Here is a 22,796-nt window from a genome sequence, read left to right as displayed (position 1 = left end):
CCTCCACCTCCACCTCCGCCGACATGGTGGTTGTTCTTCGCGGAGCCCTCACAGGCGGCCACGCCAGCGCAAAGAAGAAGGATGCTCACGGAGCGAAGGAGCGTCATGTCCCTGGCTACTCCCGAGGCCGAAAATACTTTCCTGCCCGAAGGGACACGGCCGACGGTACTCTCGCCGACACCGCATGACCGCCTTGCTCTGCGCGCTCTCCCTCGTCGTCCTGACCCAGTCCCCGGTGGTGTCGGTTTCCTTCGACCTTCGCGCGCTCCCCGAGCAGGACTATCGGCGGTGGGACGGCGTGGAGCTGGAGCGGAAGGTGGCCCTGCGGCTGATTCAGGAGGGCTTCGCGGTCGTCTCCCCACGCGGCCCGGCCCAGCTTCGGCTGCGCGCGAGCCGGACTCCCGATGGACTGTTGCTGGAGGCCGTCGGACCGCGGCAACGCGTGGAACAACGTGTGCGCGTGGGCCGGGGCTCCATCGCGGAGCTCCATCTGGAGGTCGCGCAGAAGCTCGCCGAGATGACACGCGCGGTGCAGCCCGAGCCGGAGCCTGAGCCGTCCCCGCCCGAGCCGGTGCTCCAGCCTCCCGTGGAGGTGGCCGCTGCCCCGCCGGTGCACGCATCCGGGGTGGACCTGGGCTTGGGACTGGGGACGCTCTGGGGCGGACCCGGAGTGGCTCCACACCTCCTGCTCTCGGCCAGGTGGGGGCTGGGGGAGCTGGGACTGGATGTGGAGACGGGGCTCGGTGTGTCCCGCGAGCCGGCGCTGAACGTGGTCGAGGTGCAGGGTGGTGCGTTCTTCAGCTATCGCCACGCCGTGTCGGAGCGCCTGCGACTGGAGCCGGCGGTGGGCGCGGGCCTCGTCGCCCATGCCTTCCGGCTCGAGGACACCTGGGTGTCGGAGCCGCGCGGTACCCAGGTCTCTCCCGCGGGCTGGGCCCGGCTGAAGCTCGGCTGGCGGTTCACCGAGCGTCTCGCCGCGGAGGTGCGCGTGGCCCTGGGGCTGCTGCGGCCCGTGACGCATGTGCGCGAGGGCGAGACACTGTGGTCACGAGGAGGGGCGAGGCTCGAAACCGGCGTGCAGCTCTCGTGGGGGCTGTAGCTTCCGGAGGAAAGTTCCTTCCGCCTCATTCGTAGGTTCGCAGGTGATGGATGTCGCGTGCTGTCCACTTCAAGGCCCTGCCTGCCCGGCCCGTGTCCTTCGACGCGCTCTACGAGGCGCACGTCGAGGACGTCTACGTGTGGGCGATGCGGTTCGCGGCGGGCCGTACGGGGTGGGCCGAAGACGTCACGCATGACGTGTTCCTGAAGGCCTGGGAGCACCAGACCTGGCTGCGCGAGGAGGATGTGCGGGGCTGGCTCTTTCGCGTCACGCAGAACGTGGCGTTCTCGGCCCTGCGTCGCGAGAAGACGTTCCGACAGCGCATCGCCAGCTTCTTGTTTCCGGAGTCCTCCACACCGCCGGAGTCCACGCCGGATGCGGCCCTCGAGCGCAGGGAAGCGGTGAGCAGCGCCACGGCGACGTTGGACCGCCTGCCGGGGCAGGAGCGGGTGGTGATGACCTTGAAGCTCCTGGACGACTTGAGCCAGCGCGAGATTGCCCAGCTCCTCTCGCTGTCAGAGGGCTACGTGTCGAAGTTGATCAGCCGCGCCCAGGGCCGCCTGTCGGCCTGGGGATGGAAGGTGGACGATGGCGCCCCGTGACCTCCGCGCAGAGCTGCGGCGTGAAGATGCCCTTCGCCGCGAGCAAGGGATGCCGCCTGCTGTCCGTGCCCGGGTGGGCGCGCGGCTGCGGGACGCACGCGAGCCCAGGCCCACCGCGTGGCACAGGCGTCCGGTGTCCTGGGGGCTCGTTGTGTCGACGGTCGCGGTGGCCCTCGTGGTGTTCTTCATGCGGGCTCCTGCGCCGCGCTCCGTGGGCGGGCTCGAGGTCGCGCAGGCGAGCGCCGACCTGTTGGTTCGGGAGGACTCCGAGGGGGTGGTGATTCAAGGGGGCGAGGCCACGCTGCTGGACGCGTCCCGAGGAATCACCCTCCGGAACCAGGGGGCGCTCGTCGTTCGTCGGGAGCCCACGGGTGTTCGGCTGGTCCGGGGGCGCGCGGAGTTCTCGGTGAATCATCGGCCGACCGATGCGCTCCCCGCGGTCGTGCTCGTGTCGGGCGGCGCCATCGAGGTCATGGGCACGCGCTTCACGGTGGAGGAGCAGGGGAGGGAAGGCACCGTCACGCTGCACGAGGGAGCCATTGTCTTTCGCCAGCTCGGTGGCGAAGTGGTGCCCGTGCAGGTGGGGCAGAGGTTGGCGTGGCCCGTGGTCAAATCCGACGAGCCAGCGCTTCCCGTGCCTGTATCCCCCGAGCCAGCGCTTCCCGAGTCGAGACCGCCTCCCGCGCTGGCGACGCCGCCGACGCCGAAGGTCGTTCCCTCTCGCGCTCCCTCGACGTTGGTTCGTGCTCCGAGCGTGGACGAGGTCTTGCGAGAGCTGGAGGTCCTTCGCGGTCGCCACGAGTTCGAGCAAGCTGCGCGGTACCTCGAGGAGTCGATGCGCCAGCAGCCGGTGGCGACGCGCGAGCGCCTCAGCTTCGAGCTGGGCTCGTTGTTGACGTACCAGCAGAAGGACGCGCAGCGGGCCTGTGCTCACTGGGCCCGGCACGAAGAGCAGTTCCGGCGCGGACGCTACGCGGAGGCCGTCCAGCGTGCGCGTGGGACGCTGTCCTGCGAGGGGCGGGAGCGATGAGTCGCTGGAGCCTGCTGTGTCTGGCAGTCGCGCTGATGGCTTGCGGAAAGGTCGTCATCGACCATGCCCCGACCTCCAACCTGCTCGATGCGGAGACGGCTTCGCTGGAGACGGGGCTCGGAGTGTGGACCGCGTGGTACGGCGTCACCGCTTCGAGGGCGGCCACTGATGCGAGAGACGGTGAAGCGGTCCTGCGCGTGGAGGTGACCGAGCCATATGGCTGGGGCGTCCACCTGGACAACTGGCCGGGGTTCGCAGCGAGGCCAGGGGCGCACCGCGCTTCCTTCTGGGCACGAGGGACCACGGGGCGCTCGGTGGTCGCGTCAATGAAGGTCAGCTGGCGTGACTCGGACGGCGAGGAGTTGCAGGCGCAGACGCTCACCAGCCCGGTGCTCTCCGGGCAATGGGTGCGGACCGCGCTCGAGCTGACGGCTCCGGAGGGAACGGAGCGGATGTCGGTGGACGTGACGGGCGACGAAGGTGCCGTGGGCGATGTCATCGAGCTGGATGCCCTGGTCGTCCAGGAGGCCTTGAGCACCCCCTGACGTACCTCAGGCGTCGCGGCCCGCCAGCTCATCGAGGGCGTTCCGTGCGCTGGAGGAAACACTGCCCCACGGCGTGGCGGCGTGGTCTCTCAGCGAGACCTCGCGCAGCGGCTCGATGGCCTTTGCATCACCCTGCTGTCCCAGCGAGTAGGCCGCCGAGTAGCGCACCTTCGCGGACGCGTCCCGGAGCTGGTCGATGAGGACCTCCACGATGCCCTCATGTCGGAAGTGGGCCAGGGCCTCCGCGGCGTCCGCCCTCAGCTCTTCATCTTCGCTCGGGTCCAGCAGGAGCTTCATCACGTGGGGCGCGGCCCGCGGTGGACTGAAGATGCCCAACGCGTGAAGCGCGGCCCGCCGGACGGAGGGGGAGGCATCCTGCTCCATCGCCTTGAGCAGGACTTCGATGGAGGTGTCGTGCGCGACGAGCCCCAGTCCCACCGCCGCCTCCTCCCGGAGCTTGTCCGAGGACTCGGACATGAGCGGTTCGAGCAGTGTCTGCGCCCCATCGAGCTCCAGCCGCGGAATCAACCAACAGATGTCCGCGCGAAGCTCGGGGTCGAGGCTCGGGTCCCCCAGCATCCTGACGAGCTGCTGCTCCGACGTGCCTCCCGCGCTGACGACGGAGGCCACGAGCGCTTCGGTCTGGGCCCGTCCATCGACGAGGGTTCCCTGGACGATGGCGTCCAACTTCTTCGCGAGTTCGCGGTCGGGTTTCATCGCTTCGAACACCTGCAAGCAAGGTGCTTGGGGCGGCAGCCACGCGGCATCATCGCATTGAAGGCATGCTTGGCGGCGAGGCACGCTGCATCCTCGCTGGCGGCGCTCACGGGAGGGCCGTCGACGTAGGTGCCATCGTAGGGACACTTGTTCTCAGGCAGTGCGCTGGGGATCTGCAAGACGGCGCTGTGGCCGTAGCAGGTCCATTTCCCTCCCGAGCCCTTGTCCTTCTTCTTCTTGGAGTCCTTGCCCGCCTGTTCCGCCTGGGCGGCCTCCTTGACCTCCTTCTTCTCGGCCTGGGCGGCGGCCTCCTTGCCGACGGCCTTCTCCGTCTTGGCCGCGCCTTGCGAGGCCTCCACGGCGGCCTTCTCCGCCTGGCTCGCGGCCTTGACCTCCTTCAGGCCCTTGGCGATGCCTTCCTCGCCGAGCCGGAAGGCCGCCTTCTCGGAGACCTTGATGGCCCCCTTGCCCGCGATGGCCCCGAGCTTCACGCCATCTCCCCAGGCGGGGACCATGGCCACCGCCGAGAGCCCCGCGTTGGCCCAATCGCCCTCCAACGCATAGATGCCCGCGTTCACCCCATCGGGAATGGCTCCCAGGACTGGAATGAACCCCGCGAGGTCCAATGCGCCATGCACGATGTCCATGGCCGACAGCGACTTGTGGCGTGTGCAGCCGGAAGAGTCCTCGGAGACTGCTTCGTCGAAGACCATCAGGTCCCCTTCGAGGCAGCAGTGGGGATGGTCGAAGTTGCGCCAGACCGTCAGGTAATACGTTCCGGACGAGAGGTTGCCGAAGGTGAAGGTCCTGGGGCCCCCGGTGGTGGCCTCGCAGGTGCCAATCTCCTGGTCGAACCCCCAGTCCACCGAGCGGGTCAACGTGACGTGGTAATCGAAGTCCCGGCAGTTGGGGACGCCCCGGTCCACGGCCTGAGGGAGCAGCACGACGCGCAGGCCGCCGTTCGTGACCTCGAACTTCCTCGATTCGAGGACCCGGTGACACACCTGCACCGTGCTCTCGAAGCCCTTCTTCATGAGCGTGTTGGAGGCGCCCCTGGCGGAGACCCGAGGCGTGTCCTGGCTGGGGGCCTGCCTGTCGGAGCGGAGCCCCTTCGCGCCGGACTGCTGCACCACATGCGTCAGCTCATGGGCCAGCAGGCGCCGTCCTTCATGGGTTCCCGGCGCGAACTGCCCCCGGCCGAAGACCACGTCGTGGCCGACGGTATAGGCATGGGCATTCAGGCTCCGGGCGGACTGCGCGGCCCGGGTGTCCGTGTGCAGGCGCACGGAGGAGAAGTCGTGCCCGAAGCGCGGCTCGAAGAAGGCCCGGGTCTGCGCATCGAGCGGCTGGCCTGGCGAGCGCAGCACGTCGCTCACCGTGTCACGTGACCAGCTCGAGGGCCGGGACCCGGCGGCCATCGTCTGGATTGTGTCCTCCTCCTCGCAGGAGGTGCATTTGCGGCTGAGCTGCAGCGGGGAGGTGCCGACAGGACCGACACGCTCGGGCATGCGCAGCACCTGGTCGGCGACGCGGTCCGCCTCGCGCTCCAGCGGGCCCTGCGCCTCTCCGATGGAGAGCTTCGTTTGGGGCGCGGTGGGTGGGAAGAGCGGGATGTCGCCGATGCTCCATGACCCCAGGGGAGCGCTGGCCACGTGCTCGGCGTCATTCCCCACGAGGCCCTTGCCGACCCTCGCCATGGGCCGGGGGGCACTGGACCGGACCGGGTCCTGGGCCTTCCTGGTGTGCATTCGCATCGCGTGCCTCCCGAGCTCGGGTGCCTCCGATGGAACAACGCCGTCAGGCCGAAAGGTTGAGCGAGATTCGCCGAGAGGGCAAGGGACCGGCGGAGGCGCTGGAGCGTCCCGCCGGTCCCACGTGCCGGATTAGAACAGGTCGTGTGCGGGCCAGGCGTTGACGCCGTTCACCACGCTCCACATGAGGCTGTCGAGGTTGATGTCGGGCACGCCCGAGCTGGTGCTGTTGTCGGAGTTGGTCATGACCGACCAGGTGAACTCCTCGGTGCGGCTGGGGCCGTAGCGGTCATCGGTCCGCACCAACAAGGCCAGGGTGCCCGGGATGTAGCCGCCGTGCCACCAGTTGGGGATGCTGTTCACCGACCAGCCCTTGGCGTAGTTGACGGCGTTGCCCGCGGTGTCCAGCGCCGTCGTGCGCGTGGTCATCGTGGTGGTCGAGCCCGCGCTCAGCAGGTCCGGCACGGTGGAGAACCCATCCGCGCGCACGGAGACGCGCAGCAGGTCGATGGGCGTGACGACCCAGCCGCCGTGCGCGTCCATGCGCCGCACCGGCATGCCGTACGGGTTGGCCGCCCCCGCGCCAAGCTGGTAGTAGGCGACCTCGTTGGACAGCCGCGCGGCCAGGGTGTCGCCGCCCACCGCGAAGCTGGTGGCGCCGCTGGGCGTGAACACGCGGCTCTGCATGTAGGCGTCATAGGTCATCCCCGTGACGCGCTCGATGATGCGACCCAGGACGCTGTAGCCGAAGTTCGAGTACTGGTACCGCGTCCCCGGCGCGAACTCGAGCGGCACGTTCTGCAGGACCCACTGGATGAGCTGCGCGTGGTTCATGCCCGTGTTCATGAACATCGGGTCGCCGGTGCCGTCGCCGCCGTCGTTGTCCCAGGCGCCCGCGGTGTGCTCCAGCAGGTGCTGGACCGTGATGTTCAGGACGCGGCTGTCGGCGTAGGTGCCCTGCGCGCCGTAGAGCTCACCGAGCAGTGCGCCCCGGCCGAAGACGCGGTCCGTCAGCTGAATCTGGCCGCTCTCGATGAGCCGCATGATGCCGATGGCCGTCATCGGCTTGGAGACGCTGGCGACGCGGAAGCGGTGGGAGCTGTGGACCGGGGTGTTGTTGCTCCGGTCGGCCAGGCCATAGCCCTTGGCGAACACCAGGCGCCCGCGGCGGGTGATGGCCAGCGACAGGCCGACGGTGTTCGTGGCGTTCATCGCCTGCTGGACGGTGGTGTCGATGTGCTGCAGGTCCGCGGCGCTGAACGTCAGGTTCTGCCAGAGCAGCGAGAACTCGGGCGCGCTCCCGTTGTTGTGCGCCGCCACCAGGATGGGGCGATACCCCTGGTTCTTGAGGTCCGTCGCGGCCTGCTGATACGCGGCCGAGGTGAGCCCGTGGCGCGCGGCCATCGGAATCCCCGAGGACGCGTGGAAGATGGCCGCGTACCGGTCCGTGCCGCCCACGTTGTAGCTGCTGACCTTCGCGAGCTGGTAGCCCTGGGACGCATTGGTATTGAAGGTGGACTGGTACTGGGCCGCGGTCATCCCATGGTGGGCTCGCCAGGCCGGCCCGGCCGACTGCTCCCAGATGGCCGCGTAGCGCTCCGCGCCACCGGACGTGTAGCCACTGACGTGCACGGGCCGGTAGCCCTGGCCCGTCCAGGTGTTGAACTCCGTCTGGTACTGGGCCGCGGTCATGTCATGGCGGGCCACCCACGGGACGCCATTGGCCGCGTGGAAGATGACCGCGAAGTAGGCGACGCCTCCGACGCTGTAGCCGTTGACCATCACCGGGCGGTAGCCCTGCGCGTTCTGGTTGACGACGGCCGTCTGGTACTGCGCGGAGGTCAGCCCGTGTGAGGCCCGCCAGGCGGGCCCGCTCGTGTCCTCGAAGATGGCGGCGTAGCGGGCACTGCCCCCGTCCTCGTAACCGCTGACATAGGAGAGGCGATAGCCTTGCCCCGTCCACGTGTTGAACTCCGTCTGGTATTGCGCGGCGGTGAGGTTGTGGCGCGCGACCCAGGGGTCATAGGGACCGACCAGGGCCTGCTGGGTCGTGGACTCCGGCGAGGACTCCGCGGTGGCGGGCGCCTCCTGCTCGGCGACCCCGCATCCCACCAGGGATGCCATCAGCACTGACAGGGCTGTCAGCAGCGGCTTCATTCCAAAGGCTTTCATGTGCGTGGACTCCTGCTTGACGGTGTGGCTGCCAGCCAGGAACGAAGCCCGCGCCCGTTTCACCTCAGGTGCGGAAGGTCGAAGTCGCCTCCCTCGCGCCGAGTGTTGGATTTGCGAGCGTTTCGGCAGATGGGCCTACATTCCGCGCCCCGCGCCACGAAATCTCGGTGCCTCGGGCACTGCAATTTCGGTGGAACGCTATTATCCATCGCCTCATGGCGGATGAACTGTCGGGCCGAGTCGAGGGCGTGAAGGACGCGCGGGACCTGGTGGAGCTGGCGACCACCGAGGACTCGGTGGAGGAGCTGCTGCGTCGCGGGCTCGACTGGCTGACGCGCGTGGTGCGCTTCGACCTGGCGACCCTGTTCCTCCTGCGGGACGGCAAGCTCGTCTCCGTGGCCGCGCGCGGCCCGCTCGCCAACGCCAAGGTGCGCCACCACGCCCTGCCGCTCTCGGAGTTCCCCTCCCTGCGCCAGGCCCTGGAGACCCGCCGCGCCCGCGCCTTCACCGAGGAGGACCACTCCCACGGCGACGGAGACCCGTTCGACGGCGTCCTCGACCTGCCCCCGGGCCACGCCTGCATGGTCGTCCCCCTCTGTGCGGGCGAGCGCTCCTACGGCGTCCTCACCCTCGACCGCGCCGAGTGCGAGACCTACCCCCAGCCCGTCGTGGACCTGGTCGAGGTCTACGGCCAGATGCTCGCCACCGCCCTCCAGGCCGCCGAGCAGCGCGCCACCTTCGAGCGCCTCCACCGCCAGGACCACGAGCACGCCAAGCTGCTCGAGGCCCAGCTCGGCGGCGAGTCCGAGGGCATCCTGGAGACCTCGCTCAGCACCGTCATGCGCGACCTCGCCCGCCGCGCCCGGCAGGTGGCAGAGACGGACACCCCTGTCCTCATCACCGGCGAGACGGGCACCGGCAAGGAGCGCCTCGCGCGCGCCATCCACCGCTGGAGCTCCCGCGCGGACGAGCCCTTCGTCACCCTCAACTGCGCCGCCATCCCCGCGGGGCTGCTCGAGAGCGAGCTCTTCGGCCACGTGAAGGGCGCCTTCACCGGCGCCACCAAGGACCGCGCGGGCCGCTTCCAGATGGCCCACGGCGGCACGCTCCTGCTCGACGAGGTGGGCGAGCTGCCCGTCGAGCTCCAGGCCAAGCTCCTGCGCGCCCTCCAGGAGAAGGCCTTCGAGCCCGTGGGCAGCGACAAGACCGTGCGCGCGGACGTGCGCATCCTCGCCGCCACCCACGTGGACCTGCAGCGCGCCATCGCCGAGAAGCGCTTCCGCGAGGACCTCTACTACCGCCTGAGCGTCTTCCCCCTGCGCCTGCCGCCCTTGCGTGAGCGGCGCGAGGACCTGCCGCAATTGTGCGCGTTCCTCCTCGAGGAGCAGGCCCGGCGCACCGGACGTCGCGGCATGCGCGTGTCCCCCGCGGGGCTCGCCCGGCTCGCGTCCTACGAGTGGCCCGGCAACCTGCGCGAATTGGCCAACGCCCTGGAGCGCGCCACCATCCTCGCGACCGGCACGGAGCTGGGGCCCTCGTCCTTCGACATCACCTCGCACGCGGGCGCCACCAGCACCGCGCCGCAGCTCGAGGCCTCCGCCGTCCCCGGCGGGGTCGACGCGACGATGAAGCCCGGCTCCGTGCTGACGCTGGCGGCGGTGCAGCGCGAGCACATCCTGCACGTGCTCTCCCTCACCCGGGGCCGCGTCTATGGCGCCGGTGGCGCCGCGGCGCTGCTCGGCCTCAAGCCCTCCACGCTCCAGAGCCGGATGAAGAAGCTCGGCATCGCCCGGCAGGAGCAGTTCGTGGTGGACGAGGCCTGACGGCTCAGTTCGCGCGCGGCTGCGTGGCCGGCAGCGGGTACGTGGTGCCCGTCTTGCCGAACGGCGCGTCGAACAGGTGCGGGTCCGACTGGCGCGTGCGGAACAGGTCGATGATGTAGTCCATCCGCTGGTCCAGTTTGCTCCAGTCCTTGGCCGCGGTGCCCTTGAGGCTGTCCGGGCTGGAGTCCAGCTTGCCCAGCAGCGCGCGCAGCTCCGGGTTCTCGATGGAGCGCAGGTGCGGCGGGAAGAGCGTCGACTCCATGCCCGCGGGCGGCGGCAAATCATTGCCCAGCTTCAGCGCGCCACCCGGCACCGCCAGCTTCATCATGTGCTCGGTGGCCAGCCTGCGGAACACGGTCGCCGTCGCGTCCACCACGGGGCCGAGCGCCGCGTCCACCAGGCCCGTCTTCAGCGCGGCCTGACCCGCGAGCCGCGCCGGGAAGGGCAGCCCGTTGATGCCCGACTCGATGCTCTGCTTGAGCACGTTGCGGAAGGTGTCGTGCACCGGCGAGTTGAGCGCCTTCTGCACGAAGCCCTGCAGCTGCGTCTGCTCGTGCAGGCCAATCTTGTCGTTGGCCAGCAGCATCAGCTCCGCCTTCTTGTTCGGGTCCTTCTCGAACATGGCCTCCGTGTAGTGCGCGAAGGCCTCCTTCAGCACCGGCTTGTCCTTCGCGAAGCCGTCCAGGTACTTCCGTGCCTTCGCCGCGTCGTACGACGTGTCGCCCTGGAAGGTCTCGATGAAGCGGGCGAACTCCTGGCCCACCTCGTTGAAGACGAACTGGTTGCCCTCGGCGATGGAGCCGCTGACGTTGTCGAGCGCCTCCTTGCCCGCCGCGGCGATGTCACCCAGCGGCAGCGCGGGCAGGCCCACCTTGCGCAGCACGTCGTCCACCTTCTTCAGCGGACCGGCCAAGTCCCCGGCCTTCTGCAGCGCGTCCGTGAGGAACCTGGGCATGTCCTCGTTGCGGATGCTCACGCCCGCCTGCTTCGAGGCCCAGGTCGCGAAGGTGGACCAGTTGGCGTTCTCCTTGCCCAGCATCTGCCCCAGCGCGTTGGACAGGTCCGAGTAGCCCTGGGTGATGGCGTAGTTGCGCGCCACCGGGTCCTGGATGGAGGAGATGGCCTTCACGTCGGCCACGCTGGGGTAGCTGCCCGGGGTCACCTGCGTGCCCTGGGGCGCGACGGGCGGGGTCAGCGCCACCACCGGCTTCTGGGTCGTGCCCACGTCGAAGCGGGACACGTCGCGGGAGTCACCGCGCACCACTGGAGCCTGCGGCTTCACCTCGTTGCGAGGCGGGGGCGCTGCGGGGGTCTCGAGCGGACGGGGCTGGACCCGGGGACCGGAGATGGGGGTCTTCATGATGTGGAGGAAGTATCGCTCCGAGGAGGGCGGAAGTTGCGCGGCTGTCAGGGCTGGCCCGGCCCCTGCGGAAGTCCTTGAAACGACAGGGAAGGTTGTGCATGTGAGCGGTTCGTCCCATGCCGCGCCACCGCCTCTGTTCCCCCTGGGCCCCTCTTCGTGGGCGCGTCCTGTCCTGCCTCGCCTGGGGATTGCTGGTGCTCGTGGGGCTCGGCTGCGGCCGCCAGGACGCTCCCGCCGACCGGAGCAACTGGGCGGGGAAGACGCTGCGCATCGGCACGGATGCGACCTACCCGCCGTTCGAGTCCGTGAAGGATGGCGAGCTGGTGGGCTTCGACATCGAGCTGGGCGCGCTCATCGCCGAGGAGCTCGGCGCGAAGGTGGCGTGGACGAACACGTCCTTCGACGGCGTGTTCCCCGCGCTGATGGCCGGCAAGTTCGACCTGGTGATTTCGGCGGTGACCATCACGCCCGAGCGCCAGCAGCGGCTGGGCTTCTCCACGCCGTACTACACGGCGGGCCAGCTGGTGGTGGTGCGCCAGGGCGACACGTCCGTCACCGGCATCGAGACGCTGCGAGGCAAGACGGCGGGCATCCAAATCAACACGAGCGCCGCGCTGGTGCTGGAGAAGTACCCGGACATCCAGGTGCGGCAGTACCCGAGCATCGACCTGGCGCTCCAAGACCTGCGCAACGGCAACCTCGCGGGCGTGGTGGGGGATGGGCCGACGCTGCGCTACTTCCTCGCCCACGGCTTCGAGGGCCTCCGCGCCGCGGGCGGGCTGCTCACCGAGGAGCACTACGGCATCGCGCTGCGACCGGATGACACCGCGCTGCGCGAGGCGGTGGACGGCGCGCTCCTGCGGCTGCGCGACAACGGGAAGTTTGCCGCGCTGGAGGAGCGCTACTTCGGCGAGGCGGCGCGGAAGGCCCAGGGGGCGCGAGCGGAGGTGCCCTGGGGCAAGGTGGCGTGGCGGCTGGCCCAGGGGCTGGGGCTGACGCTGGGGCTCACCCTGCTGGCGCTCGTGTCCGGGCTGCCCCTGGGGCTGGCGGTGGCGCTGGGGCGGCGTGTGCGCTTCAAGCCGCTGTCGTGGCTGTGCGCGGCCTACGTCGAGGGGCTTCGTGGAACGCCGCTGCTGGTGCAAATCATCTTCATCTACTACGCGCTGCCGCAGCTGCTCGGCGTGGACCTGGCGCCATTGCTGGCGGCGGTGCTGGCGCTGACGCTCAACAGCGCGGCGTACGTCGCCGAAATCTTCCGGGCGGGCATCGCCTCGGTGGACCCGGGGCAGGAGGAGGCGGCGCGGGCGCTGGGCCTGAGCCGCGCGCAGGTCATGCGCCACGTCATCCTGCCGCAGGCGGTGCGCAACGTGCTGCCTCCGCTGACGAACGAGGGCATCGCCCTGCTCAAGGACTCCTCGCTGGTGTCCATCATCGGCATGGCGGAGCTGACGCGGGCGGGGCAGGAGCTGGCGAGCCAGCTGGCCGCGCCGCTCGCCGTCTGGCCGCTGGTGGCGCTGTTCTATCTCATGGCCACGCTGCCGCTGACGCGGCTGGCCTCGGCGCTGGAGAAGCGCCTCCACCGTCAGGCGTGAGGAAGGCCATGGCGCTCGTCGAGGTTCGCAAGCTGCACAAGCGCTTCGGCGCGCTGGAGGTCCTCAAGGGCGTGGACCTCACGGTGCGGCCCGGAGAGGTGGTCGTCTTCGTCGGGCCCTCCGGCTGCGGCAAGTCCACGCTCCTGCGCTGCCTGTGCGGACTGGAGGTGCCGTCGGAGGGGGAGGTCGTGGTGGGCGGAACGCCCGTGCGCGATGACCCGCGCTCGCTCCAGGCGCTGCACCGCCGGGTGGGCATGGTGTTCCAGCGCTTCCACCTGTTTCCCCACCTGAGCGCGCTGGACAACGTGACGCTCGCGCCGCGCCGGGTGCTGGGGCTGTCGGACGCGGACGCCGAGGCGCTCGGCCGCCGCATGCTGGCGATGGTGCACCTGGACGCGCGCGCGCAGGCCTACCCGGCGCAGCTCTCCGGGGGACAGCAGCAGCGGGTGGCAATCGCGCGGGCGCTGGCGATGAAGCCGGAGCTGATGCTCTTCGACGAGCCGACGAGCGCGCTGGACCCGGAGCTGGTGGGCGAGGTGCTGGAGGTCATGCGCACGCTCGCGCGCGAGGGCATGACGATGTGCGTGGTGACGCACGAGATGGGCTTCGCGGCGGATGTCGCGCACCGCGTGCTGTTCATGGACGCGGGCAAGGTGGTGGAGGAGGGCAGCCCCCAGCAGGTGCTGCGCGAGCCCCAGCACCCGCGCACCCGTGAGTTCCTCGCGCGCCTGCTTCAGCGGTGAGCCAGGCGGGAGCGCCACCGCCACCCGACGAGGCCCAGCAGGAGCACCCCGGCGAGCGCGCCGGCGCCCAGCAGGAGGAGGGAGGGCAGGGGGCCCTCGCGCGGCGGCGTCACCGTGAGCGACGCGTCCCCCAGCACCACCAGCCCCGCCCAGGCCGCGGCGGGCAGGCCGTCGTCGATGGCGTCGAGCTGCGCGCGCCTCAGGGCCGCGGAGCTGCTCAGGCCCTGGGCCAGGTATTGGTAGAAGCGCGCCACCAGGTCCGCGGCCTCGTCGTCGCGCAGGGGCCACAGGCTGGCCACCACCGCGCGCGAGCCCGCCTCGAAGAAGGCGCGTGACAGGCTGAGCACGCCTTCGCCCGGCAGCACCGCGCCAGAGGCGCTGCGACATGCCGACAGCACCACCAGCGCGCCCTGGAGGCCCAGCTCCGCGATTTCGCGCGGCTGGAGGATTCCGTCCTCCTGCTCGCTGCCCGGGGCGAGCACCAGCGCCGAGCGCTCGGGGGCCTCGGCGTCGACGACGGCGTGCGCCGCCACGTGCAGCACCCTCACCCGTTCCAGGTGCGCGCGCTTGAGCGCGCGCTCGGAGGCCGCGGTGCCCGTGCGCAGGTCCGGGGTCACCTGCGTGCCTTGCAGGGCCTCCACCACCGCGCGGCCCTCGCGCCGGGCCTCGGGCAGCGCTCCGACGCGCGCGGCCTCGGCGAACACCGTCATGCGCTCCCTGGCGACCACGCGCGCGTCCGACACGCGCACGCTGCGGTCCGGGTCCGCGAGCACCAGGGCTTCGCCTCCCTCGGGGCGCACGGCGGCCTGGCGCCAGTGACGCCACAGGCTCGCGGAGGGCACCAGGGACAGCTCGTAGCGCGAGACGAGCGGCGGCCCGTCCGCGCTGGGTCTCAGCGTGGCGAAGGGCAGGTCATGCAGCGGACCGTCCGGCACCACCATCAGGCGACGCACCCCGGCGGGCAGCTCTGCGAGCGCGGGGCCGAGCAGCTGGGCGTACAGGGCCGCCGCCGCGCCCGCCTCGGAGCCGTCGCGCCGCTCCAGCAGTCCCGAGAACAGCGCGATGGCCGGCGTCAGGAGCGCCCGCTCCGGGATGCGGTGCGCGCGCGTCCCGCCCCTCGTCACCGCCAGCACCCACGCGCCGCCCGCGAAGCCGCCGCGCGTGTCCGTGTCGTCGCCCACCAGGAACGCCAGCAGGGCCTCGTCCTCGCCGAGCCCCTGCTCGATGCTCTCCAGTGAAGCGAACTCCCGGGCGCCCTGTCGCGGCGCGGGACGCAAATCCCGCTCGATGCGCTCCAGCTCCTGGAGCTCGCGCAGCGCCGCCTCCCGCTGCTCCGCGGTGCGCGTCGGCTCCAGCAGCTTGCGCTGCACCGCCGTCAGCCGCCCGCGCACCTCGTCGCGCTGGGCCTTGTGCTTCGGGGTCTCCTCCAGGGCCGCGAGCGCGTGTGAGGCCACGAGCGCGTCCAGCAGGCTGCGGGCCCGCATGCGCTCGCTCAGGGCGAAGGCCCGGCTCAGGGCCTCGCGCGGGTTGATCAGCACGCTCTTCCCCGTGGCGCCGCCCGCCTCCAGCGTCCACCCCGCGAGCCGGTGGTAGTCGCTCGCCCAGCTGGCGAACAGCTCCGCCTGGATGAGGGCGTCGCTCTGCGAGGCCCGCAGGGACTCCACCGCGTCGAGGGCGCGCTCGGCGTGCTCCAGCGCCATGGGGAGCGCCTGCGTCAGGTACGCCACCTGCGCGCGCCCCCGCAGGGCCAGGGCGAGAATCAGCGGGTCCGGGACGCCGAGCGCCAGCTGGATGGACTCCTCCGAGTCCTGGATGGCGCCGACCGGGTCGTCGTGGGCCCTGCGCTCCGCGCGAGTCCACAGGCACGAAATCTTCCGCTCGTCCGAGGCCAGCTCCTCCGCGATGCGCATGCACTGCCGCAGCAGCGCCTCCGCCTCGCGCTGCTCCTCCGGGCTGTCGCCGAGCAGGTCGGCGATGAGCCGCAGCGCCTTCGCCTCCAGCTGCTGGACACCCGCGTTGCGCGCGGCGACCAGCGCCTCCCGGGCCATGCGCAGGGCCTGGGCCCGCGTCTCGGGCGCCCTGTCGCGCAGGTGCCGGCGCGTCATGAGGTTGGCGAGGGAGTGCCGCGCGCGCGCCTCCGAGAAGAGGTCGCGTGAGCCGCGCGCCACCTCCGCCAGCCGCACCGAGGCCTCGGTGGCCTCCTCCAGCCACCCCAGCCGCTCGCTGATGGAGTGGAGCAGCGTCAGGTACTGCTTCTGCAAGCCTGGAGCGCCGTCGGGGAAGGTGAGCGGCTCGGCGCGCTTGAGCACGCGGACGGCGCGGCCCAGGTCATGCTCCACGTCGTGCAGGTGGCTGGCCTCGACGATGAGCGCGCGGGCGAGCAGGTCGGGCTTGCCCGAGGCGCGCGCCACCTCTCCCACGCGGTGCGTCCAGGACAGGGCCTCCTCCGTGCGCCGCTGCTTGAGCAGGATGGAGCGCAGGTTGATGGACGCCAGCACCTCGCCCTCCGCGTCCTGTCGCTCGTGGAAGAGGTCCGCCGCGCGCAGATAGGCCGCCTCGGCGGCCTTGCGGTCCGACAGGAACTCCACGTGGCCGAGCACCAGGGCGAGCCACCCGTTCGACGGGTGCTTCTCCCCCAGTGAGATCAACGCCCGGCGGACGGTGTCCCGCGCCTGGGGGACCTGCGCGCATTCGTAGAAGCACATCACCGCCGCCTGCTCATCGGGACGGGCCGCGAAGCGCTCCTGGCAGTCGACGAGGGTGGGCGCGGGGGCCCGCGCGTCCTCCGCGGCGGACGCGACGGCCGGACACACGACGAGCAGCATCCCCACCACGAGGGTGAGGAGGTGCTCGGTGCCGCGCCGGAGCCGTCGCGTCGGTCTCATCTCATCCCTACGGGGCCGCGCGGACCTGGGTGGGGGGCGGGTCATCGGGAACGCAGACGCGAACCGTGGTGGGGCCGTCGGGGCGGTCCGGCTCCGGCATGATGGGGACCAGCTCCCAGTGGCAGGTCTGCGGGTAGCTCCACCCCGTCGGGGAGCGTGGGTTCCAGCGCTCCACGGTGAGGACGGGCACGGAGAGCTGCGGCCCGGTGGTGGGCGCGAAGGCGCGTCCATACACGGGGCCACTCACCGAGGGCCGATAGAACAGCCGCATCGGCGCGTCCGGCCCCACCGTCCCCTGCGTCTGCGCGAGCACCGCGCCCGTGCTCGCGTCGACGACCTGGAGCACCACGGACTGGGTCGCCCCGGTGCGCACCGCGTTCTCCACCACGGAGAACACCACCGTGTCGCCGCTCTCGCCGGCGATGGAGGGGGTCCTCCCGCTCGTATACGTCGTCGCCTGTCCCCAGGCCTGCGTGGAGAGGCCCAGCGCCAGCGTCAGCAGTCCCCCGCGAACCCATCCTCGCATCGTCATCGCATGCTTCGTCTTCATGAGGCGTCCCCCTGCGTGATTCCCCACCATGATTTCACTCCACGCGGTTGACGAAGGTGGCGCTCCTGAGCACCTGACCCTCCGGCAGCCGCGCCTCCACCTGCCACAGCAACTTCGTGCCCGACTTCAGCGGCGCGAGCACCGACTCCGGCACGCGGTACTCGCTCTGCTCCAGCGAGTCCGCGCGGTGCACCCAGCCCAGGTCCTCGGTGGACAGCCGCACCGACCAGCGCGTCCCCTCGACCCCACCGCTCCAACGCAGGACACAGTCATTCCTTCGCAGCGGCGCGTCCTCGGGCACGCGCGAGACCAGCCCCGCGGTGTCCCGGCCCCGCAGGTTCGGCGCGTCGGCGTCCTCCGGGAGCCTGACGGCCACCACCACCAGCACCAGCGCCGCGGTGGCCACCGCGCCCCACATGGGCCGGCTCCACGCGAAGCGGAACCGCCGCTCGTCGCGCACCCTGCCACGGCTCCTGCGGGCCCGGGCGCCCTGGCCGTCGTCGCGCTCGTCGGAGGAGGACCGGCGGGAGGCGCGGTTCAGCTCGTGCGCCAGCCGCCACGCCGCGGCCCAGGCGGGGTCGGCCGCCACGCGCTCCACCACGGCCCGGCGCTCCTCGGCCGGCAGCTCTCCACTCACCGCGCGCCAGATGAGGTCCGGGTCCACCGGCGAGCTTGCGTCCTCGGGGGCGTCCTCGCCGCGCACCACGGCGCGCAGGCGCTCGACGGTGGCCTCCTCGGGAACCACGGTGTCGTCGCGTCGGTGCTCGCTCACGGCTCGAATCCCTTCGCGGAGAGGCAGGCGCGCAGGCCGCCCAGTCCGCGGTAGACGAGGTTCTCGGTACGCTTCCCATCCCAACCCAACAGCTCCGCGGCCTCCGGGACGGTGTGGCCCTGCAGGTACAGCGTCACCGCCAGCCGTCGGTCCTGGACCAGTCGCTTGAGGCAGTCGCGCACGGCGCGCGCAATCTGCGAGGAGCCCGCGGAGCGCTCCGGGTCACCCGAGGCCACCGGCGACTCGGGCAGCGACTCCACCTCCTCCAGCGCCACCTCCTTGCGCCGCTGCACCCCGCGCAGCTCGTCCACCAGCGCGGTGTACGCGACGCGGTACAGGTACGCGGGGGCCAGCTTGGAGCGCTCGGGCTCGCGCCGCTGCAACTCCATGACACGCATCATCGCCGTCTGCACCAGGTCGTCGCGCCGCTCGGCCAGGCGGGGAGGGCATACCCGCGCGACGGCGTGGGTCAAATCCCTTCGGAGCTTCTCCAACTCGTCATCGAGCAGGGCGCCCGCGGCCTGGGTCGGTCTCGGTCGTGGCTCCACGTGGACCATCCTCCGGGGAAAGCTCATGGTCATCGAAAGGCTCCTCCCGCGGCAAGCGTGACGGAGACTCGCGCACGGCGGTGCTCGCGGCGCCGCGCCACGGGGTGCCGGCGGCAGCGCGTGCGGGCGTCACCGCGGGGATGGGGGCTGTCCGAGCGGCGGAGGCGAAGGGCGACGTCCTGATGCGATGACACGGGGAGCCTCTCGGAGGGGGCGCCCGGTCGTCGTCATGACGGGCCGGGAGGCGCACCTGTCCCCTGAACGAACCCCCTGCTTTTTTCCCCTCACCCGCGTGCTCGCTTTTCTGAACGGGCGCAGCGGAACCTTCCAGGGTCGCGCGCGGCTGCAACTTTTTCCGTTCCTGCGGGAACGAGGGGTGTGGAAGGGTGTGGAGACAGGACGGATGGAGGCAGGTCGCCAGGCCGCTTCCCTGGCGGGCGCGGCGAGCGAGTGAACGTCCTTCCTTTCGGAGGTGTTGGCTGAGTCTTGCTCCCAGGGAGGTCGTCCTTGAGAAGGTTTCAGGAACGTTTGCCACTCGAGGCGCTGACATTCGATGACGCGCTGGTGTTGTTGGAAGTGGTGCAGGAGCTGTCCCATCTGAGGGAGCTGGAGGACGTGATGGCGCTGGTGCGCCGCGCGGCCCGACAGCTCAGCGGCGCGGACGGCGTCACGTTCGTGCTGCGCGAAGGGGACCTGGTCCACTACGCGGACGAGGAGGCCATCGCGCCCTTGTGGAAGGGGCGGCGCTTCCCCCTCCACGCGTGCATCTCCGGCTGGGCCATCCTCCATGGCGAGGCGGCGGTCATCGAGGACGTCTACGCGGACGAGCGCATCCCGCACGACGTCTACCGCTCCACCTTCGTGAAGAGCCTGGTCATGGTGCCCGTGCGCCGCGCGGACCCGGTGGGCGCCATCGGCGCGTACTGGGCGGAGCGGCGCATGCCGGGCGCGCGCGAGGTGGCGCTGCTCCAGGCGCTGGCGGACTCCGCCGCCGTCGCGGTGGACAACGGGCGGCTGTACGACGCGGAGCGGCGCGCGCGCAAGGCGGCGGAGTCGGAGACGCGCCTGCGCGGTGAGCTCCTGGCGATGGTGTCCCACGACTTGCGCAACCCGCTGGGCGTCATCACGATGACGACGTCATTGCTCGCGCCGCTCCTGGCCCCGCTCAACGGGCGCGCGCGCCATCACCTGGACACGCTCAACCGCTCCGCGCTGCGCATGGAGCGGCTCATCCATGACCTGCTGGACTTCGCGGCCATCGAGGGCGGCGGCTTCCGCGTGAGCCAGGAGTCGATGGCGCTGTCGCGGCTGTTGGAGCAGGCCTCGGAGCTGGGGCCCCTGGCGCAGGAGCGGGGCATCGGCCTGGAGCTGCGCCACCACACCCACGACGTCGACGTGTGGTGTGACCCGGACCGCATCCACCAGGTGTTCTCCAACCTGGTGGGCAACGCCGTGCGCTTCACGCCCGCGGGCGGACGAATCACGGTGATGGCGCAGGTGCGTGAGAACGTCGTCGAGGTGAGCGTGGAGGACACGGGCTCGGGCATCTCCCCGGAGCTGCTGCCCGTCCTGTTCGACCGGTTCCAGCGCCCCACGACGCGCGCGCCGGGCAGCGGCGTGGGCCTGGGGCTCTCCATCACCCGGGGCATCGTGGAGGCCCACGGCGGCACGGTCAGCGTGCGCAGTCAGCTGGGCCTGGGGACGACGTTCACCTTCTCGCTCCCCACGGGCGCGCCGGGTCAGTCCGGGCCGCGCTCGTAGCGCTCGTCGCTCACGCCGTGGAAGCCCAGGGCCTGCGCCAGCCGGATGGCGGCGCGGTTCTGGGGCCGGGTGAGCGCGAAGAGTCGCCGCAGGCCGAGCGTGGTGAAGCCGAAGGTGATGAGCGCCCGTGAGGCCTCGTGCGCGTAGCCGTGGCCCCAGAACGCCGGGTCCAGCTCGCAGCCGTACTCCGCGACGGTGTCCCCGGCGGACGCCTTGCGCAGCCCGCAGGTGCCGATGACGCGGCCCTCCAGGGTGATGGCGAGCTGGTACTTCGCGCGAGGGACCTCGTGGGCCCATTGGCACAGCCGCTCCACGAAGGCGCGCACGTCGTCCGCGGTGGGCGGCGGGTGGCCGTAGTGCTCCAGGTAGGCGGGCTTGGATTGATACGCGAGGACGCTGGGGGTGTCCTCGCGCTGGAAGTCCCGGAGGACGAGCCGTTCGGTGCGCAGCTCCATGTCAGCTCTCCGCGTGGAAGCGCCGCGCGTGCTCGCGCCAGGCCTCGCGGGCCTCGTGCGGGCTCACCGCCTGGAACTCGACGGACATGCCCGCGCGTCGGGCGCCCAGCCGTCCCCAGTCCGCGCGGATGACGGTGGCGATGACGGGATAGCCGCCCGTGGTGGGGTGGTCCGGCCCGAGGATGATGGGCTCGCCCGACAGCGTCACCTGGATGGCGCCGCGCACCATGGGGCGTGAGGTCCTCGCGCCCTCGTCGCCGTGCGCGAGCGCGGGCCCCTGCAGCCGCATGCCCACGCGGTCGCTCGCGCTGGACACCGTGAAGGTGCCGCCCAGCAGCGAGGCCGCCATCAGCGAATCGAAGTGGCGCGTGTCGGGGCCCAGCGTCAGGCGGATGGGGCCCGCCGCCTCCCACGGTCCCTCCACGGGCATCGCGAGCGAGAGCGCGTCCGCGACAGGCAGCGAATCTCCCGGGCGCAGCATCCGCCCCTCGTGTCCTCCCAGCCGCGCCACCAACAGCGTGCCCCGGCCTCCGAGCACCACCGGCACGTCCACGCCGCCGGCCACCGCGACGTAGCTGACGCTGGCGCGCTCGGAGGCGGGGACGCGGAGGACCTCGCCTTCATCGAGCGCGTGGGGCTCATGGCCATCCACCGAGACGCGCAGGGGCGCGCCACGCGCGCGCAGCTCCAGCGCGCCCAGGCACTCCAGCGCGGCGGCGTCCCAGCGGTTGCCCACCGCGCGGTTGGCGCGCGCCAAGAGCTCCGGCACCACCGCTCCGCCGGGAGGGACGCCATGGTGCATCTGTCCGGGCCTGCCGCCGTCCTGCACGGTGGCGGGGGCCCGCATCGCCGTGATGTCCAACCAGCCCGCCATCAGTCCACCCGCTCGAAGCGCACCCTGTCACCGAGCTGCAGTACCGCGCCCCGGTCCGGGTGGAAGGCCGTGAAGTCCAGCGCCGTGCCAATCAGGTTCCAGCCGCCGGGGGACGCGAACGGGTACACGCCCGTGCGGCCTCCGGCGATGCCCACCGCGAGCGCCGGCACGCGCGTGCGCGGCGTGGGCAGCCGGGGCACGACGATTCTCGGGTCCAGCTCGCCCAGGTACGCGAAGCCGGGCAGGAAGCCCACGCAGCGCACCGTGTACTCGCGCGCGGTGTGCAGCCGGGCCACGTCGTCGACGCAGAGGCCCGTCCGCTCGGAGACCTTCTGCAAGTCAGGGCCGTCGTAGCGCACGCGCAGCGTGACGAGCGTGGCGGCTTGCGTGGCCACGGGCTCCCGCAGCAGCCGGGCGAGGGCCAGTCGAGGCTCCGCGGGCGGCCTGTCGGGGTCGAAGTACACGCACGCGTGCTCCTCGGTGACGACGGCGTCCACCACGCCTTCGAGCGCGTGCAGCACGTCGCGCGCGGCGCGCCGCTCGATTCCGGCGGGGAGCACGAGGCGCAGCGCGCCGTCGCCGAGGGGCTCCAGGGGCAGGGCGAGGGCCTCCAGCGTCGTGCGCACCTCGCGGGCCAGCTCCACCGCGCCGGGCGTGTCGCCGTGGACACAGACGGTGTCCACGCCGCCGCCCGTCACCAGCCGCACGGTGTTCTCGCGGACCTTGGCCAGGTCGGTGAGCACGGCGCCGGGCTGGCCGCGCGGAATCAGGGAGCCGTCCGGGAGGGTGCCTCGGTCGGCGAAGCCCTCGCGCGCGTGGCACAGGCCGGCGTCGGTCGCCGCGTCCGCGAGCGCGCCCGTGGGCGGGCCGATGAGGGTGACGCCGGTGCCCAGCGCCTCGACGATGCCCTCCACCACGGCGCGGGCGAGCGCGGGTGAGGCATTGGCCGCGTGGTAGAGCGCGCCGTGGGGCTTGGCGTAGCCGACGGGGAGGCGCTCCTCGCGGGCGAGGCGGGCGAGGCGGGCGCACTGGTGGGCCACTTGTTGACGGAGCACCTCGGGTGTCACGTCGAGCGCGCGGCGGCCGAAGCCTTCCCGGTCCTCGTAGGACGGGTGCGCGCAGGCGCGGGTGCCATGCCGTGCGCACAGGGCGAGCGCGCGGCGCATGGACGCATCGTCGCCCGCGTGGGCACCGCAGGCGATGTTGGCCACGTGGGCGAGCGCGTAGAGCCGCTCATCCTCGTCGGGCAGCTCACCCAGGTCGATGTTGAGGAGGCACTCCGTCATGCGTCCACGCTATGCGAGCCGCGTCCCGGACGCAGCCCTCTGTCCGAGAAGCGGAAGCGAGGACTTGGGAAGATTACACACGCCACCCCGGGGCAGGGGCCGGATGGCACCGGGGTGGCGCGTGCCCCGGTGTTGTCGAAAGACACCCCGAGGAACTTCCAACCCAGATACGTGGGGGGTGGCTTTCTCGGGTCATTTCGCGCGAATTATGCCGCGCGGCTGGCACGC

The 22,796-nt window shown here is 71.5% G+C and carries 19 protein-coding genes; 8 read left to right on the top strand and 11 right to left on the bottom strand.

Annotation, left to right across the window (positions count from 1 at the left end):
* The first annotated feature begins 184 nt into the window (after nucleotides 1-184).
* The 4 genes from FL311_RS08540 to FL311_RS08525 are packed head-to-tail and all read left to right on the top strand — an operon-like array spanning nucleotide 185 to nucleotide 3,276.
* Nucleotides 185-1,099 carry a hypothetical protein gene (locus FL311_RS08540; protein ID WP_141324442.1) on the top strand — a complete coding sequence of 305 codons (915 nt, stop codon included), beginning with the start codon at nucleotides 185-187 and terminating at the stop codon, nucleotides 1,097-1,099.
* A 50-nt stretch (nucleotides 1,100-1,149) separates the two neighbouring features.
* A complete protein-coding gene (locus FL311_RS08535) occupies nucleotides 1,150-1,701 on the top strand; it encodes an RNA polymerase sigma factor (protein WP_141324441.1) in 552 nt (183 codons plus the stop codon).
* A gap of 49 nt (nucleotides 1,702-1,750) precedes the next feature.
* On the top strand, nucleotides 1,751-2,731 hold the full coding sequence (locus FL311_RS08530) for a FecR domain-containing protein (RefSeq protein ID WP_141324440.1): 981 nt from the start codon (nucleotides 1,751-1,753) through the stop codon (nucleotides 2,729-2,731).
* Nucleotides 2,728-3,276, top strand: a complete 549-nt coding sequence (locus FL311_RS08525; protein ID WP_141324439.1) for a hypothetical protein — start codon at nucleotides 2,728-2,730, stop codon at nucleotides 3,274-3,276. The genes FL311_RS08530 and FL311_RS08525 overlap by 4 nt, the downstream gene beginning before the upstream one ends.
* Before the next feature lie 6 nt (nucleotides 3,277-3,282).
* On the opposite strand, the gene FL311_RS08520 is transcribed toward FL311_RS08525, so the two are convergent.
* From FL311_RS08520 to FL311_RS08510, 3 genes are all read right to left on the bottom strand, one after another.
* Nucleotides 3,283-3,993: a HEAT repeat domain-containing protein gene (locus FL311_RS08520; protein ID WP_141324438.1), complete on the bottom strand. Its 711-nt coding sequence runs from the start codon at nucleotides 3,991-3,993 to the stop codon at nucleotides 3,283-3,285.
* Nucleotides 3,990-5,747, bottom strand: coding sequence for a DUF4157 domain-containing protein (locus FL311_RS43985; protein ID WP_194869120.1), 1,758 nt, complete (start codon nucleotides 5,745-5,747; stop codon nucleotides 3,990-3,992). The genes FL311_RS08520 and FL311_RS43985 overlap by 4 nt, the downstream gene beginning before the upstream one ends.
* 129 nt (nucleotides 5,748-5,876) lie before the next feature.
* Nucleotides 5,877-7,916, bottom strand: a complete 2,040-nt coding sequence (locus FL311_RS08510) for a serine hydrolase (RefSeq protein ID WP_141324437.1) — start codon at nucleotides 7,914-7,916, stop codon at nucleotides 5,877-5,879.
* Nucleotides 7,917-8,131: 215 nt separating this feature from the next.
* Here FL311_RS08510 and FL311_RS08505 point away from each other — a divergent pair, with 215 nt between their 5' ends.
* Nucleotides 8,132-9,739 (top strand): sigma 54-interacting transcriptional regulator, encoded by a 1,608-nt coding sequence (locus FL311_RS08505; RefSeq protein ID WP_141324436.1) that lies wholly within the window; start codon nucleotides 8,132-8,134, stop codon nucleotides 9,737-9,739.
* A gap of 4 nt (nucleotides 9,740-9,743) precedes the next feature.
* Here the strand turns inward: FL311_RS08505 and FL311_RS08500 are convergent, their stop codons facing one another.
* Entirely contained in the window at nucleotides 9,744-11,099 is a 1,356-nt protein-coding gene (locus FL311_RS08500) for a hypothetical protein (RefSeq protein ID WP_141324435.1), read from the bottom strand.
* 197 nt (nucleotides 11,100-11,296) lie between these two features.
* Here FL311_RS08500 and FL311_RS08495 point away from each other — a divergent pair, with 197 nt between their 5' ends.
* Both FL311_RS08495 and FL311_RS08490 read left to right on the top strand, forming a co-directional pair.
* Nucleotides 11,297-12,694: an ABC transporter permease subunit gene (locus FL311_RS08495; RefSeq protein WP_194869119.1), complete on the top strand. Its 1,398-nt coding sequence runs from the start codon at nucleotides 11,297-11,299 to the stop codon at nucleotides 12,692-12,694.
* A gap of 8 nt (nucleotides 12,695-12,702) precedes the next feature.
* The gene (locus FL311_RS08490) at nucleotides 12,703-13,437 is read left to right on the top strand and encodes an amino acid ABC transporter ATP-binding protein (RefSeq protein WP_141324433.1); all 735 of its coding nucleotides are present in this window, start codon (nucleotides 12,703-12,705) and stop codon (nucleotides 13,435-13,437) included.
* Here the strand turns inward: FL311_RS08490 and FL311_RS08485 are convergent.
* The 4 genes from FL311_RS08485 to FL311_RS08470 are packed head-to-tail and all read right to left on the bottom strand — an operon-like array spanning nucleotide 13,428 to nucleotide 18,201.
* The gene (locus FL311_RS08485) at nucleotides 13,428-16,322 is read right to left on the bottom strand and encodes a CHAT domain-containing protein (protein ID WP_141324432.1); all 2,895 of its coding nucleotides are present in this window, start codon (nucleotides 16,320-16,322) and stop codon (nucleotides 13,428-13,430) included. The genes FL311_RS08490 and FL311_RS08485 overlap by 10 nt on opposite strands.
* 7 nt (nucleotides 16,323-16,329) lie before the next feature.
* Nucleotides 16,330-16,872: a hypothetical protein gene (locus tag FL311_RS08480; RefSeq protein WP_141324431.1), complete on the bottom strand. Its 543-nt coding sequence runs from the start codon at nucleotides 16,870-16,872 to the stop codon at nucleotides 16,330-16,332.
* Between the two features lie 34 nt (nucleotides 16,873-16,906).
* Complete coding sequence (locus FL311_RS08475; protein WP_228556754.1) at nucleotides 16,907-17,644, bottom strand: hypothetical protein; 738 nt, start codon at nucleotides 17,642-17,644, stop codon at nucleotides 16,907-16,909.
* Nucleotides 17,641-18,201 carry an RNA polymerase sigma factor gene (locus FL311_RS08470; protein ID WP_223748026.1) on the bottom strand — a complete coding sequence of 187 codons (561 nt, stop codon included), beginning with the start codon at nucleotides 18,199-18,201 and terminating at the stop codon, nucleotides 17,641-17,643. Before FL311_RS08470 ends, FL311_RS08475 begins: the two co-directional genes overlap by 4 nt.
* 498 nt (nucleotides 18,202-18,699) lie before the next feature.
* Here FL311_RS08470 and FL311_RS08465 point away from each other — a divergent pair, with 498 nt between their 5' ends.
* Nucleotides 18,700-19,953, top strand: a complete 1,254-nt coding sequence (locus FL311_RS08465; RefSeq protein ID WP_141324429.1) for a GAF domain-containing sensor histidine kinase — start codon at nucleotides 18,700-18,702, stop codon at nucleotides 19,951-19,953.
* Here FL311_RS08465 and FL311_RS08460 read toward each other — a convergent pair.
* The 3 genes from FL311_RS08460 to FL311_RS08450 are packed head-to-tail and all read right to left on the bottom strand — an operon-like array spanning nucleotide 19,932 to nucleotide 22,568.
* Nucleotides 19,932-20,408 carry a GNAT family N-acetyltransferase gene (locus FL311_RS08460; protein WP_141324428.1) on the bottom strand — a complete coding sequence of 159 codons (477 nt, stop codon included), beginning with the start codon at nucleotides 20,406-20,408 and terminating at the stop codon, nucleotides 19,932-19,934. The two genes, FL311_RS08465 and FL311_RS08460, sit on opposite strands and share 22 nt — an antisense overlap.
* Nucleotide 20,409: 1 nt before the next feature.
* Entirely contained in the window at nucleotides 20,410-21,282 is an 873-nt protein-coding gene (locus FL311_RS08455; protein ID WP_141324427.1) for a biotin-dependent carboxyltransferase family protein, read from the bottom strand.
* Entirely contained in the window at nucleotides 21,282-22,568 is a 1,287-nt protein-coding gene (locus FL311_RS08450; protein WP_141324426.1) for a LamB/YcsF family protein, read from the bottom strand. Before FL311_RS08450 ends, FL311_RS08455 begins: the two co-directional genes overlap by 1 nt.
* Nucleotides 22,569-22,796: the final 228 nt, after the last annotated feature.

Source organism: Myxococcus sp. AB025B (assembly GCF_006518215.1).
Lineage (GTDB): Bacteria > Myxococcota > Myxococcia > Myxococcales > Myxococcaceae > Myxococcus > Myxococcus fulvus.
Note: the sequence above shows the minus strand (reverse complement) of the source record. Positions and strands in the feature narration are given on the sequence as shown.